This window comes from Bradyrhizobium sp. 147, from assembly GCF_023073935.1.
Taxonomy (GTDB): Bacteria; Pseudomonadota; Alphaproteobacteria; order Rhizobiales; family Xanthobacteraceae; genus Bradyrhizobium.
Genome location: NZ_JADPKL010000140.1, coordinates 173,912 through 187,469 on the forward strand (window position 1 = coordinate 173,912; position 13,558 = coordinate 187,469).

Annotated in this window: 12 protein-coding genes; 9 read left to right on the forward strand and 3 right to left on the reverse strand. The window is 63.4% G+C overall.

From position 1 onward, the window contains the following. The first annotated feature begins 13 nt into the window (after positions 1 to 13). Genes IVA87_RS33150 through IVA87_RS33170 form a run of 5 tightly spaced genes read left to right on the forward strand, consistent with a single transcriptional unit; the run spans position 14 to position 6,110 of the window. Positions 14 to 1,849: a methanol/ethanol family PQQ-dependent dehydrogenase gene (locus tag IVA87_RS33150; RefSeq protein WP_256466522.1), complete on the forward strand. Its 1,836-nt coding sequence runs from the start codon at positions 14 to 16 to the stop codon at positions 1,847 to 1,849. Then, on the forward strand, positions 1,833 to 2,672 hold the full coding sequence (locus IVA87_RS33155) for a substrate-binding domain-containing protein (protein ID WP_247302244.1): 840 nt from the start codon (positions 1,833 to 1,835) through the stop codon (positions 2,670 to 2,672). The genes IVA87_RS33150 and IVA87_RS33155 overlap by 17 nt, the downstream gene beginning before the upstream one ends. Then, a complete protein-coding gene (locus IVA87_RS33160) occupies positions 2,672 to 3,307 on the forward strand; it encodes a cytochrome c (protein ID WP_247302246.1) in 636 nt (211 codons plus the stop codon). Before IVA87_RS33155 ends, IVA87_RS33160 begins: the two co-directional genes overlap by 1 nt. Positions 3,308 to 3,327: 20 nt before the next feature. Continuing rightward, the gene (locus IVA87_RS33165) at positions 3,328 to 3,705 is read left to right on the forward strand and encodes a c-type cytochrome (protein WP_247302248.1); all 378 of its coding nucleotides are present in this window, start codon (positions 3,328 to 3,330) and stop codon (positions 3,703 to 3,705) included. Positions 3,706 to 3,710: 5 nt separating this feature from the next. Then, positions 3,711 to 6,110 carry a membrane-bound PQQ-dependent dehydrogenase, glucose/quinate/shikimate family gene (locus IVA87_RS33170; RefSeq protein ID WP_247337296.1) on the forward strand — a complete coding sequence of 800 codons (2,400 nt, stop codon included), beginning with the start codon at positions 3,711 to 3,713 and terminating at the stop codon, positions 6,108 to 6,110. A gap of 10 nt (positions 6,111 to 6,120) precedes the next feature. Here IVA87_RS33170 and IVA87_RS33175 read toward each other — a convergent pair whose 3' ends face one another. Continuing rightward, positions 6,121 to 7,920: an SDR family oxidoreductase gene (locus IVA87_RS33175; protein WP_247337298.1), complete on the reverse strand. Its 1,800-nt coding sequence runs from the start codon at positions 7,918 to 7,920 to the stop codon at positions 6,121 to 6,123. A gap of 506 nt (positions 7,921 to 8,426) precedes the next feature. On the opposite strand from IVA87_RS33175, the gene IVA87_RS33180 reads away from it, so the two are divergent. Next, a complete protein-coding gene (locus tag IVA87_RS33180) occupies positions 8,427 to 9,212 on the forward strand; it encodes a Crp/Fnr family transcriptional regulator (RefSeq protein ID WP_247302253.1) in 786 nt (261 codons plus the stop codon). Here IVA87_RS33180 and IVA87_RS33185 read toward each other — a convergent pair. Further along, a complete protein-coding gene (locus IVA87_RS33185) occupies positions 9,152 to 10,105 on the reverse strand; it encodes a hypothetical protein (protein ID WP_247302255.1) in 954 nt (317 codons plus the stop codon). The genes IVA87_RS33180 and IVA87_RS33185 overlap by 61 nt on opposite strands. 38 nt (positions 10,106 to 10,143) lie before the next feature. Further along, a complete protein-coding gene (locus IVA87_RS33190; protein ID WP_247337300.1) occupies positions 10,144 to 10,431 on the reverse strand; it encodes a hypothetical protein in 288 nt (95 codons plus the stop codon). Positions 10,432 to 10,760: 329 nt separating this feature from the next. On the opposite strand from IVA87_RS33190, the gene IVA87_RS33195 reads away from it, so the two are divergent. The 3 genes from IVA87_RS33195 to IVA87_RS33205 are packed head-to-tail and all read left to right on the forward strand — an operon-like array spanning position 10,761 to position 13,557. Next, complete coding sequence (locus IVA87_RS33195; protein WP_247302259.1) at positions 10,761 to 11,861, forward strand: inositol-3-phosphate synthase; 1,101 nt, start codon at positions 10,761 to 10,763, stop codon at positions 11,859 to 11,861. Further along, complete coding sequence (locus tag IVA87_RS33200; RefSeq protein WP_247302260.1) at positions 11,861 to 12,457, forward strand: histidine phosphatase family protein; 597 nt, start codon at positions 11,861 to 11,863, stop codon at positions 12,455 to 12,457. Before IVA87_RS33195 ends, IVA87_RS33200 begins: the two co-directional genes overlap by 1 nt. Then, positions 12,454 to 13,557, forward strand: coding sequence for a glycosyltransferase (locus tag IVA87_RS33205; RefSeq protein WP_247337302.1), 1,104 nt, complete (start codon positions 12,454 to 12,456; stop codon positions 13,555 to 13,557). The genes IVA87_RS33200 and IVA87_RS33205 overlap by 4 nt, the downstream gene beginning before the upstream one ends. The last annotated feature ends 1 nt before the right edge of the window (position 13,558 follow it).

A 13,558-nucleotide genomic window follows, 5' to 3' on the forward strand; every position in this document is an offset into this window, starting at 1 on the left:
GAGTGCTTTACACATGTTAGTGCGTGGTTTCGCGCGGTTGCTGAGCGTCCTTTGCGCATTCGGCGCGTTGCTGTCGTCGGGATCGGCACAAACCGATCTCGCCAGCCGCATGAAGGATCCGGGCCAATGGCCCATGGCCGCGCGCGATTACGCCAACACGCGCTACAGCGAGCTCGACCAGATCAATGCGACCAACGCCTCGCGCCTCCAGCTTGCGTGGACCTTCTCGGTTGGCGCCGATCGCGGCCAGGAAGCGGCGCCGCTCGTGGTGGACGGCACCATGTACGTGGTCGGCCCTTATGCAGGCCCCTACCCCAACCGTGTGTTCGCACTCGATGCCACGACAGGTGAGTTGAAGTGGTCCTACGCGCCGAAGCCGGAGCCGGCAGCCGCGGGCGTTGCCTGTTGCGATGTCGTCAATCGCGGGCTCGCCTTCGACAACGGCAAGGTCTTCCTCAATACACTCGATAACCACACCGTCGCGATCGATGCGAAGACCGGCAAGGAGCTCTGGCACACCAAGCTCGGCGAGATCAACAAGGGCGAGACCATCACGATGGCACCCATCGTGGTGAAGGGAAAGATTCTCGTCGGCAACAGCGGCGGCGAAATGGGCGTTCGTGGCTGGGTCACGGCGCTAGATGAGAACACCGGCGCCATCGCCTGGCGCGCCTATTCGACGGGCCCCGACAAGGAGGTGCTGATCGGGGACGATTTCAAGCCGTTCTATGACAATCTCAAAGGCACGGATCTCGGCGTGAAGAGCTGGCCGGCCGATCGCTGGCAGGTCGGCGGCGGTACAGTCTGGGGCTGGATCTCCTACGATCCTGATCTGAACCTGATCTACTACGGTACTGCCAATCCCAGTCCCTGGAATGCCAACCAGCGCAGCGGCGACAATCTCTGGAGTACCACGATCTTTGCGCGCGACCCGGACACCGGTCGCGCCAAATGGGCCTACCAGATCAACCCGCACGATCTGTTCGATCACGATGAAGTCAACGAGAACGTGCTTCTCGATCTCGATCTTAGCGGCCAGACCCGCAAGGTGCTGATCCATCCCGGCCGCAACGGCTACATGTACGTCATGGATCGCGCGACCGGCGAAGTGATCTCGGCCGACGCCTATGAGTTCGTCAATAGCTACAAGGGCGTCGATCTGAAGACCGGCAAGATCATCCCAAACGAGGAGAAGACGCCGCTGGTTGGCAAGACCGTCGAGAATATCTGCCCGAGCGCGCCCGGCGCCAAAGATTGGCAACCGTCGGCCTGGTCACCGCGGACCAAGCTGCTGTACGTGCCGCATCAGCACCTTTGCATGGACTTCAAGGCCTCGCAGGTCGGATATATCGCCGGCACGCCCTATGTCGGCGCGGACGTTGATATGTATGCCGGCCCTGGCGGGTATCGCGGCGAGTTCATGGCGTGGGACCCGGTCGCGCGCAAGAAGATCTGGGAGATCCACGAGAAGCTTCCGGTCTGGAGTGGCGCGCTGGTGACGGCCGGCGACGTGGCGTTCTACGGCACCATGGATCGCCTTTTCAAGGCGGTAAACGCCAGGGATGGGCGTGTGCTCTGGCAATTCCGTGCCGGCTCCGGGTTCATCGGCCAGCCGGTTTCCTATCGCGGCTCCGACGGACAGCAATACATCGCGATCCTCTCGGGCGTCGGCGGTTGGCCGGGGGTGGTTGCCAATGCTGAGGTCGATCCGCGCGTGCGCAATGCCGCACTGGGCTTTGCGGGCGCGACGCAGGATTTGCCGTTTTACACCGCCGGCGGGAGCGAGTTGCTGGTGTTCAAGCTTGGAGACGCAAAGGGTGAGGACACCAGCCATGCGCCCTCGAAGTAATTGTCCGGGCATCGCCCTCGGCATCCTGATCGGGCTCGCGAGCACCGGAGCGGCGGCATCGGATGGCGAACTCCGCGTCTGTGCCGATCCGAACAATCTGCCATTCTCGAACAGCGCGGAAGCGGGATTCGAGAACAGGCTCGCAGCCATGGTTGGCGAGCATTTCGGCCAACAGGTCGCCTACACTTGGTGGGCGCAGCGGCGCGGCTTCGTCCGCAACACGCTCAATGCCGGCAAATGCGACGTCGTGATGGGCGTACCGGTCGGCTATGATCTCGTGGAGTCGACAAAGCCGTATTATCGCTCGAGCTACGTGTTCGTGGCTCGGCAGGATAAGCAGCTCGATCTTTCGTCGCTGCTCGACCCGCGCTTACATCACCTCGTGATCGGCGTGCATCTGATCGGCGACGACGGCAACAATCCACCGCCTGCGCAGGCGCTCGGCGAACAGGGCATCGTCGACAATGTCCGCGGCTATTCTATCTACGGCGACTATCGCCAGGCTGATCCGCCCGCGCGCCTGATCGAGGCAGTCGAGAGCGGCGAGATCGATGTTGCTGCCGCCTGGGGGCCGCTGGGCGGCTATTTCGCGCAGCGCTCTCCCGTCCCGCTGACGGTCACGCCAATTCGGGATTACGAGCGCTTTGGCCCCCAGCAGTTCCAGTTCTCCATTGCCATGGGCGTACGCAAAGACGACCACGCGCTGCGCGACCGGCTGAATGCCTTCATCGACGAGCATCGATCCGAGATCATGTCGCTGCTGCGCAGTTTCGGCGTGCCGCTGGTCGAAAAGCCGGTCACGGCATCCGGAGGGCATGAGTGATGTCTGCTCCAGCATTACGCATGAGCTTCCTATCGTTGCTCCTCGCGATCGTGTCGAACGGCGCCGGAATCGCCCAGCAGACTCTGCCGCAGTCACAGGAAGCGCAGATGCCGATGCCGGCACCGCGCCCGAATTTCGGCGGCAGCGTCGGCAACGGTAGGCCCGGCGTCTTCATGCAGGTCCCGGTCAGCCACCTCTTCCCCGGCGCGCAGCCGGACCGACCCCAGATCAAGAATCCCGTGCAAGGCGATCCCAATGCAGAGCAGCGCGGGATGACCTATTTCGTCAACTTCAATTGCGTCGGCTGCCACGCGCCGAACGGCGGCGGCGGCATGGGGCCGGCGTTGAGTAACAGCATCTTCACCTATGGCTCGCAGCCCGAGAGCATCTATCTGTCGATCTACCAGGGACGGCCCAATGGAATGCCGGCCTGGGGCGGCGTGCTGCCCGACAGCGTGATATGGGACCTCGTCACTTATATCGGCAAGATCAGCAACGAGCCGAACCGGCAATGGGGCCGGACCTTCTCGGCAAATCCGCTATCCCCGGAAGTGGAGCAAGTCCCGAGCGAGCAGGTCTCGACGACCGATCCGTGGTCCGCCACCAAAACCTTCAATTCCGGCCGAAAACCCTGATCGGGAAAGCGGAGCAGCCGATGGGGACTCCAACGACACGATCGCTCATTGCCTCCCTGCTGGCCCTGACGGCGGTGGCCTGCGACAAAGGCACGGCTGCCGGCCCGGACAATTTCATCGGCGATGCACGCCGCGGTATCGACCTCGTCAAGCAGTACCATTGCGGCAGCTGTCACGACATACCCGGCATCGCCGGTGCCGACGGCAACGTCGGCCCACCTCTGCACCGGATCGGCACGCGGACCTACATCGCCGGCTACATGCAGAATTCGCCCGACAACATGGCGGACTGGATCGAAGATCCGCAGCGGGCGTTGCCGGGCAACGCCATGCCAAGAATGGGCATCCCGCAGAAGGACGCGCGCGATATCGCGGCGTTTCTCTATACGCTGAAGTAGGAAATATGACCCCCATCCATCGCCCGGCAAACTTGTTCCGTGACGCGCCATTGCTGGCCGTCACCATTGTGATTGTCGCCATCATGGGATTGGCCCTCGCCGGCGGCGGCGCCTGGCTCGCTGTGCTTGGCGGCTCCTTTTACTATCTCGTCGCCGGGGCCATGCTTTTGCTCACCGCGTGGCTGCTTACGCGCCGTCGTGCCGAGGCGCTCTGGGTGTATGCCGCGCTGCTGCTTGGCACGATGGCGTGGGCAATTTGGGAGGCCGGCCTCGATTTCTGGTCCCTGGCGCCGCGCGGCGACGTGCTTGCGCCGCTGGGCGTCTGGCTGCTGTTGCCCTTCATTACGCGTCGTTTGGCACCTCGCTTGCGTGCCGCGCGATGGGCGCTCGGCGTCGTACTGATGGCGGCGGCCGCCGTCCTCGCCCTCTCCCTCACGCGCGATCGCCACGATCTTGCCGGCACGGTGCCGGAGAGCGAAACGACGGGCGCCATTGCCTCCTCCGAAGCAGCCCCGCCCGCCGCCGGCGAAAACTGGACCGCCTATGGCGGCACCGGCTGGGGGACGCGCTATTCCTCGCTCAGCCAGATCACCAAAACCGATGTGAAGGACCTCAAGCTCGCCTGGGAATTCCGCACCGGCGACCACAAGGGACCCGATGATCCCGATGAGATCACCAACCAGGCGACGCCGCTCAAGATTGGCGATCTCCTCTACACCTGCTCGCCACACCAGATCGTGTTCGCGCTCGACGCTGCGACCGGCAAGTTGCGCTGGAAGTTTGACCCTCAGATCCAGCACAACAAGGCCTTCCAGCACATGACCTGCCGCGGCGTGTCGTATCACGCGACAAAGCCTGGCGCGGTCACAACCGACGGCGCGCCGGCCCCAAGCGATTGTCCGCAGCGCATTTTCGTGCCGACGAATGACGGCCGGATGTTTTCGCTGGATGCCCAGAGCGGCACGCCCTGCGCCAGCTTTGGCAACCAAGGTCAGATCGACCTCAAGGAGGGAAGCGAGGTCCAGACGCTCGGCTTCTACGAGGGTACCTCGCCGCCCGTGGTGACCGAGAAGGTTCTGATCGTCGGTGGCGCCGTCATCGACAATTATTCCGACCGCGTGCCTTCAGGCGTGATCCGCGGTTTCGACATCTATTCCGGGCGACTGATATGGGCGTTCGATGCCGGCCATCCCGATCCGAACGAGATGCCCTCCGCCTCGCATCATTTCACGGCCGGTTCACCCAATTCGTGGAGCATCTCGGCGGTCGATGAAAATCTCGGGCTCGTCTACGTCCCGCTGGGCTCAAGCTCTCCGGACATCTGGGGCGGCGGCCGTTCGTCGGACAAGGAGCGTTACGATTCAGCGCTGATCGCGCTCGATATCGCCACCGGAAAACTACGCTGGTCGTTCCAGAACGTGCACCATGATCTCTGGGATATGGACATGCCTTCGCAGCCGAGCCTGGTCGATCTGCGTTCGAATGGCGGCACCACGCCGGCGATCTACATTCCGGCAAAGACGGGCGACATTTTCGTGCTCGACCGCCGCGACGGGCATCAGCTGGTGCCCGCGCCGGAGAAGCCCGTGCCGCAGGGCGCCGCACCCGGCGACCGGCTATGGCCCACTCAGCCCTTCTCGGAATTGAGCTTCCGCCCGCCCGGCATGCTGACGGACGCGCAGATGTGGGGCAGCACGATGTTCGACCAGCTCGCCTGCCGTATCAAGTTCAAGCGTCTCCGTTACGAAGGGCCGTTCACGCCGCCTTCGGAGCAAGGTACGCTGGTGTTCCCGGGTGATTTCGGCATGTTCGAGTGGGGCGGAATTGCCGTCGATCCAAAGCGGCAGATCGCGATTGCAAACCCTCAATCGATTCCGTTCATTTCCCGCCTGGTGCCGCGTGGAAAAGACAATCCGGCCGCGCCGAACGCTGCGCATCCACCCGGCACCGAACTCGGCGTTCAACCGATGTACGGCGCTCCCTACGGCGTCGAACTCGGCATCTTCCTGTCGCCGCTCGGCATCCCCTGCCTCGCCCCGCCCTGGGGGAATATCGCGGCCATTGCCCTCAAGACGCACAAGGTGGTGTGGCAACATCGTATCGGCACGATCCGCGATCAGGCCCCTGTCCCGTTTCCGTTCAAGCTGGGCGTTCCCATGCTGGGCGGGCCGATCGTGACCGCGGGAGGCGTCATCTTCATCACGGGGACAATGGATGACTATATCAGGGCATTCGACGTCAGTGATGGCAAGCAGCTCTGGCAGGACCGTCTTCCCGCTGGCGGCCAATCAACGCCAATGACTTATGAGACCGGCGGCAAGCAATACGTGGTGACGGTCGATGGCGGCCACGGCTCGTTCGGCACCAGGCTCGGGGACTACGTGCGGGCCTACGCGTTGCCATGATGTCCGTCGGTCAAGACGGCCTTGCTGCGGTACGTCCCGTCGACGTCCGGCGACGCCTGGTCCTGATCTGCGGCCGACGCGGCCGGACGGCTATCGCGGCCACGAAAGCCACACACGCAGCCATTCCCACAACTGCAAGCCCCTTGCTGATGACCCCAGCCGGTGGAAGCTGCTTCCGCCCCAGCCACCCCCCGTCTACCGACGTGCCGAGCGGCGAGGCTTCGATGATACTTCCCTCGCTGATCGGTGCGCGTCCGGCGCGCGACAGGAGGAATCGGAATGCGCCACCTAACAGATTTTCGGTCAATTTCGGCGCGATGGCGTAGGCGATCTGGCCACCGCGCGCGGGCCAGCCGACGGCCACTTCATCGCGCGGCGCGCGAACGAGGTTCAAAAAGGTCTGAGCGACATCTTCTGACTGGTACAGCAGCGGCCCCGGATCGAGCCTCTTCCCGGACATGTTGGCGCCGTGGACGAAGCCCGGCGTATCTACCATCGCCGGGAACACGCCGCAGACATGGATGTTCGGATGCGCGTCGAGCTCCTGGCGCAGGCTCGCCGTGAACCCGCGCAGGCCGAACTTGCTCGCGGTGTAGGCGGCCGCAAACGGCGTCGGCATCCAACCTCCCAGCGAGATGTTGTTGATCAGGATGCCTCGGTTCTGGCGGAGAAAGATCGGGAGCACCGCGAAGGCGCCGTGCATCATTCCCAGGAGATTGACTTCGATGGTTCGGCGGTGAAGCGCGAAGTCGGCGTCCTGATAGGCGCCGAATACACCGGTGCCGGCGTTATTGATCCAGACGTCGATTCCGCCGAATACATCGTCGACCTGCGCTGCCAATCGCTGCACCGCTTCCGCATCGCTGACATCGGTCTGGACCGCCAAGGCACGGCCTCCCAGCGCCTCGCACTCTGCCGCGAGGCTTGCCAGGACCTCACTGCGACGAGCGGCAAGCGCCACGCTCGCCCCTTGCTGCGCAAACGCCAGCGCCGCCGCTCGGCCAATTCCGCTGGATGCTCCCGTAATGACGACCCGTGTGCCCGCCATTGGCCGCCGCGAAGATCCGGAGGCATCCATTGGGACAAGCCAGCGCAACGACCGCCGGAGGCGCACGGCCGCGTCCGCTTTGAACCAGTCACCATGCGCGAAGATGACCCGCTCGGGCGCCAGGCGCACGAGCCGTTCGGCCGCGGCCTGTACCGAATGGCCGCCGAGGCGCAACAAGAGCCGGAGATAAATCGGCGCCTTGCCGTCAGGCTTGGCGATGCCGAGCAGGTTTGCGGCGGCCTGATTTGACGCGGAAAGATCATGGGAATCAAGGTTCTGCACGAGATCCGTCAGGATCAGCGTGCGGCTCCGCTTGTCGAATATCTCCACCTCGGAGAACATCGGGGCATGCACCGAGATGGTCTGAAGCTCGGCGGCCCACTCTCCGGGGGTGGTGTCGCCAAGTTCGCGGTCAACGCGAAGCCCGGCCTCTCGCACCTGCTTCCGCGCAGACAGTCCTCGCGCAGTAAAGGTCAACGTTTGCGACAGATGTCTTTGCCAGGCAGGCAGAAACATCCAGTGCGCCACGTTCGGCGCGACCAGATATTTGATTGATCCCAACCGCTCCAGCTCATTGCGCAGAGCAGGCGAATATCGCACCGGCGAGTGCAGCACGAGGTCACCATTCGACAGCCGAATGACCGTCATGCGAACAGGCAGACGCAGACCGGCCGCGCTGATTGGCACATCGTCCGCGATCCAGATGTCATCTGTCTCCCTCGTGAGGGCGGCGGTCGATGAGGCGGCGTCAAATCTGTGCATGAGCGTCTTCCGGTCGGGACCTTGCTCAAATCCCTGACATGACGCTCGTTCCTCGCCAGGGCGGCCCGGCGCAAAAGCTTCGATGACTCAAAGATGTACAGGAGCGAATCCGTTCAGGCGAGCCGCGCAGGTGCCGGCGTCGCGAGTTCGCCACGACCCCGATTCCCGCCCGTTACCGCCGCATGGCTGAGGCTTCGGACAAGGCCCTGGAACCGGCCTTCCGGAGGACCGCCAAGAGAGGCCTATCTCTTGTCCCCATCGTGTCGGTGTCGAACAGGGGGACCGCCTCCCGCGGAAAAGCCTCACGCTACACGATAGTGCCGGCGAAACGAAGTGCGGACGACTGCCGCTTTCCCTAATTTCATTTCACAGGAACATTGAAGACTGGCGAACGTCGACTCGCACCCCTCGATCATACCCTGATCGAGGGAGCGTATCACAGGTTAATGCCTGCCCTTTGCCATTTGGGTCAGAGTTGCGGTAGGCGGCGGGCGATCGGATGACCGATGCAGACGGGATTTGCCTTTTCCAAGCTTGCCGATCACCTGGCGAGTATTGGCGACGTGACCGCCGACGACCTTGATCTGCTGGCAGAAATGCCGAGCACGATCGCGCACTTCAGTTCACATCAGGCTATCCTGCGCCACGGCGACGACAGCCAACAATGCTGCCTGCTGCTCCAGGGCTACCTGTCCTGGCAGGACGCCCAGGCCGCAGACGGGCAGATCACATCGATCTCGGTTCCCGGCGACATCGCTGACCTCCAGACCCTCTATCAGCCCCGCATCAATGGCAACCTCATTGCGCTCGGACCTGCCGTGGTCGCGCTGGTGCCGCATCGCTTCTTTCGCGAACTATCGGCGCGCTCGCCCGCGATGTCGCGTACCCTACTGCTGATGCTGCTTGGCGACCACGCCAGACAGCGCAACTGGGCCGTAAACCTCGGCAGCCGGGACGCCTTGACGCGTGTAGCGCACCTGCTCTGCGAGATCACGACACGCCTGCAGAATGTCGGGCTCGCAAAGGACTTCAGATTGGCTTCGCCGTTCACCCAATCCGACCTCGCGGCGGCCTGCAGCATCTCCCCAGTCCATGTCAACCGCACCATCCGGGAGTTGCGCCGCTGCAACCTGTTGCACTGGCACGGCAAGACCTTGATGATCTCCGACTGGCCCGGACTGGTCCGGCTGGCAGGCTTCGATCCCACCTATCTAGGCATCCGGCCAACTGATCAAGGCCGACGGCCAGTGCAACTGGAATTGACCAAAGGCGCCGTCGCGTCGGCGAGATGATATTGCGTAACCTTCTGCTCACACCTCACGCGCTCCTGTAAGGCTTCGCGCACTTCCAGAATGACAGCCCCCCAATCGCCGGCCGTCTTTTGACGAAACAGCCGCAGGCTCGGATACCAGAACGTGCGGCATCCGGATGAAGGCCAGCGCCAGTCGCAATCGGCGTGCAGCAGCACCCAGGCTTCGCATCCGAGTGCTCCCGCGAGGTGTGCGACCATGGTGTCGACGCAAATGACGAGATCGAGCTGGCAGAGAAGACGACCGAGAGCCGCGATATCGGGCGTGCTGATGTCGCGAGCGCCGATCTGCGCGAGTTCGTCGGTCCCCGCCTCTCTCTGGAGCGAATGAAGCGCTACGCCAGGAACGGCGAGACGTCGCAACAATGCGGGGAGAATAGCGCGCCGCTTATCCCATTGGCCCACCTCCCAGACCAAGCCGACGGGCAGACCTTCGCAGTCGAGCGACACAGGCATGCTTCTCGGCGGCAGCGTCAAATATGGCGCGCTCATCCCGATCTGCTCTCTCCCGACCTTGAGCGCGTGCGGCACCTCCATGATCTCGATGTCGACCTCAAAGTCAGCTTCAGGCGTGCCCGAATGGAGCGCAAGCGCGCAATCGACGCCTGCCGTGCGCTCGACCAGCGGCAACAGTTCGGGCTGACACCAGACCGTGACACTGCGCGCTACGCCGCGAAGGGGCTGCATGAAACGCAGGAACTGGATCGTGTCGCCGAGCCCGTGATAGCACCGCACGAGCAGGTGCTTGTTCGCAAGCGACTCCCCTCGCCAGATCCGCTGGAGATGACGCGGACCGGTATGCTTGGGCGGGTACCCGGACGTCGCGAGATCGTGGTCATTGATGGCCCAGGCACGCGCAAAGTCGCCTGCTCGCATGGCCTCCACCCAGCCGTTCGTCACGTCCCGAGATCCGGCTAGCGACGGACGAATTTGTGGAAGCGGCTCAGCTCTCCGTCCTTGGTCCGGTCCTGGTGCAGGAAGGCAATGCCGGCCTCGTCGAACTTCTCGAAGAACTCATCCCACCCGATGCGGTCGAGCCCCTCATCCAGCGGATCGAAATCGATGCGCAGGATGCCGGCGTGTCCATCCTCTTCGGTCGCCTTGACGGTCGCCGGCCGCCCACCGCGCTCTTCGATCCATTTGCGGATCGCGGCGTGATCGGTGGTCTGCTGGGCTTCGTTGTTCTGCGTCTTGGACGTCATGTGGCACCTCGCTTGTGCAGGCCCGGCAATGACACGGCCATCGCCGAAGCCATTTGCGATGAAACGCGGGCCGGCAGGATTTGTTCTTCACGGCGCGCCGGGGCCGACGCCGGACAACCAGCATCATCTTCTTCATCTTCATCCAGGATGATGTTCGTTCCGTTGATCCGGCTGCGGATCTTATCCCAAGTTAAGCGCGCTGCATTTTTGTTGCCCTGAATCGATGCGCACGCCGGCTCGGCGGCTCCAGCACAGGAACGAACATACCTTCCGACACGTTCGCCGATCTACTTACGCTGATGCCATCGTCTTCCCGGAGGTCTTAGTCCATGCATTCCCGTCTTCAGGACAGGCGCCGCGTGCGCGTCGGCATCGTCGGCGTCGGCAATTGCGCAAGCTCCTTCGTCCAGGGGCTCACCTATTACCGAAACGCCAAATCGAACGAGCCTGTGCCCGGCCTGATGAACGTCGATCTCGGCGGGTATCACATCAGCGACCTCCAGATCGCGTCAGCTTTCGACGTCAACGCCGGCAAGGTCGGACGCGATGTCGCCGACGCCATCTTTGCCAAGCCGAACAACACGCATCGGTTCTCCGATGTCGAACAGACCGGAGTGATCGTTCAGCGCGGCCCGGTCATGGATGGCATCGGGCACTATCTCGAAGATGATGTTCCGGTCGCCGACGTCCCGGAGGCCGATGTTTCGGAGGTCCTGGCAATGTCACGGACCGACGTGCTGGTGTCGTACCTGCCCGTCGGCTCGCAACGCGCAAGTGAATGGTACGCAGCGCGCGCCATCGAAGCCGGCTGCGGCTACGTTAATTGCATCCCCGTTTTCATCGCTTCCAATCCGGACTGGCGGCAGCGGTTCGAGAATGCAGGCCTTCCGATCATCGGCGACGACATCAAGAGCCAGGTCGGCGCAACCATCCTGCACCGCGTGCTCGCCAATTTGTTTCGCGATCGCGGCGTGCGGCTGGACCGCACCTACCAGCTCAACGTCGGCGGCAATACCGACTTCAAGAACATGCTCGAACGAGAGCGGCTGACCTCGAAGAAGATCTCCAAGACTCAGGCGGTCACCAGCCAGTTCGACGTTCCGATCGATCCCGACAACATCCATGTCGGGCCGAGCGATCACGTGCCCTGGCTGACCGATCGCAAGCTCGCTTTCATCCGCCTCGAAGGCACGACATTCGGCGGCGTGCCGCTGAGCGCCGAAGTCAAGCTCGAAGTGTGGGACTCCCCGAACTCCGCGGGCGTCGTGATCGACGCGGTCCGCTGCGCAAAACTTGCCATGGATCGCGGTCAGGGCGGCGCCCTGACCGGTCCCTCCAGCTATTTCATGAAATCGCCGCCGCAGCAGTTCACCGACGAGGAGGCCGGACGGCGAACGCGCGCCTTCATCGAGGACAAGGTGTATACTTGATGGCGAGGATCATTCATCTCGTGCGTCACGGTCACCATGCTTTGCTCGGCCGCACGCTATGCGGCCGGATGAATGGCGTCACGCTCGACGACATCGGCTGCGAGGAAATGGCGCGCTGTGCAATCACGATCAGCCCGTGGCCAGCCTTGATCCAGTCGAGCCCGCAGCGGCGCTGCATGCAATCAGCCTCCATTCTGGCGGCGCACTTCGGACTGCCGATCGAGATCGTTCCCGCTCTCGACGAACTCGACTATGGCGAATGGAGCGGCCGGTCGTTCGAGGAGCTCCGTCAGGACCCGCAATGGTCGCGCTGGAACAGGCGGCGCGGGACTAGCCGCCCACCCGGGGGCGAGAGCATGCGCTCGCTCCAGAATCGCGTCGTTGGCCATCTGGAGCAGTTGCGCAACGATCATTCTGCGGGCACCGTCATTGCTGTCAGTCATGCCGAGCCGATCCGTGCGGCGCTCTTGCATTACGCGCGCATGCGGCTTGACGACTTTCTCTCGATCGAAATCGACCCATCCAGCATCTCCACTCTCAGCGTGGACAGCCGCGGGTTCAGGATTACCGGGATCAATCAGCGGGTGCCGGCGTGAAGATCGTCATTTTCGGGCTGACCATCTCCTCCTCCTGGGGCAACGGCCACGCGACCCTGTGGCGCGGCCTCTGCAAGCATCTGGCACACCTCGGCCACACTGTCGTCTTCTACGAGCGCGATGTGCCCTATTACGCCGGCGCCCGCGACTTCAATGAGTTGCCGGGCGGCCAGCTGCGGTTGTTTTCGGACTGGGACGAGACCCGCTCCTTCGCTCGCCGCGATGTCGGGGATGCCGATGTCGCGATCGTCACGTCTTATTGTCCCGACGCGATCGCGGCGACCGACCTGATCATGTCGGAAAGACGCGCCGTTCCCGTCTTCTATGATCTGGATACCCCGATCACGCTGGCGCGGCTCATGGAGGGTGGATCCGTTCCGTATATCAGCCCGCGGGGCCTACGGGATTTCGCGCTCGTCCTCAGCTTCACCGGCGGGCCCCGCGTTGCCCACGAATTCCGCGACCGGCTCGGCGCCCGCGACATTCGCCCCCTATACGGCCACGTCGATGTCGATATTCATCGCCCGGTGCCGCCCCGACCGCACTACCGCGCAGATCTCTCTTATCTCGGCACCTATTCCGAAGACCGCCAGCGCGGACTTGAGGCGCTTTTCGTCGAACCGGCACGCGCGCGGCAGGACCTGCGCTTCCTGATCGGCGGGGCGCAGTATCCTGACGACTTCCCATGGTCGCCCAACATCTACTTCGTGCGGCATCTGCCGCCATCGGAGCATGCGCCTTTCTTTGCATCCTCCCGCTTGACCCTCAACGTCACACGCAAAGCCATGGCGGAGATGGGCTGGTGCCCCTCCGGCCGTCTGTTCGAGGCGGCTGCCTGTGGCGTCCCGCTCCTGAGCGACGACTGGCCGGGTATCGAAGAGTTCTTCGCGCCTGGCAGGGAGATCCTGATCGCCCGCGACGCGCAGGACACATTGACGGCATTGGCGATGCCGAGCGCCGAGCTCCAATCTATCGCTAGATGCGCCTATGAACGGACAATGGATCAGCACACATCCGACAAACGCGCACGCGAGCTGGTGTCGCTGCTCGAGCAGCCGGCGTCCAGCGGCACGCATCGCCAGCAATCCGAGGAGGCCTGAC

What these genes read in the sequence shown, in the direction of transcription:
- IVA87_RS33150 (WP_256466522.1), top strand. Translation starts at nt 14, where the DNA reads ATGTTAGTGCGTGGTTTCGCGCGGTTGCTGAGCGTCCTTTGCGCATTC.
- IVA87_RS33155 (WP_247302244.1), top strand. Translation starts at nt 1,833, where the DNA reads ATGCGCCCTCGAAGTAATTGTCCGGGCATCGCCCTCGGCATCCTGATC.
- IVA87_RS33160 (WP_247302246.1), top strand. Translation starts at nt 2,672, where the DNA reads ATGTCTGCTCCAGCATTACGCATGAGCTTCCTATCGTTGCTCCTCGCG.
- IVA87_RS33165 (WP_247302248.1), top strand. Translation starts at nt 3,328, where the DNA reads ATGGGGACTCCAACGACACGATCGCTCATTGCCTCCCTGCTGGCCCTG.
- IVA87_RS33170 (WP_247337296.1), top strand. Translation starts at nt 3,711, where the DNA reads ATGACCCCCATCCATCGCCCGGCAAACTTGTTCCGTGACGCGCCATTG.
- IVA87_RS33175 (WP_247337298.1), bottom strand. Translation starts at nt 7,920, where the DNA reads ATGCACAGATTTGACGCCGCCTCATCGACCGCCGCCCTCACGAGGGAG.
- IVA87_RS33180 (WP_247302253.1), top strand. Translation starts at nt 8,427, where the DNA reads ATGCAGACGGGATTTGCCTTTTCCAAGCTTGCCGATCACCTGGCGAGT.
- IVA87_RS33185 (WP_247302255.1), bottom strand. Translation starts at nt 10,105, where the DNA reads ATGCGAGCAGGCGACTTTGCGCGTGCCTGGGCCATCAATGACCACGAT.
- IVA87_RS33190 (WP_247337300.1), bottom strand. Translation starts at nt 10,431, where the DNA reads ATGACGTCCAAGACGCAGAACAACGAAGCCCAGCAGACCACCGATCAC.
- IVA87_RS33195 (WP_247302259.1), top strand. Translation starts at nt 10,761, where the DNA reads ATGCATTCCCGTCTTCAGGACAGGCGCCGCGTGCGCGTCGGCATCGTC.
- IVA87_RS33200 (WP_247302260.1), top strand. Translation starts at nt 11,861, where the DNA reads ATGGCGAGGATCATTCATCTCGTGCGTCACGGTCACCATGCTTTGCTC.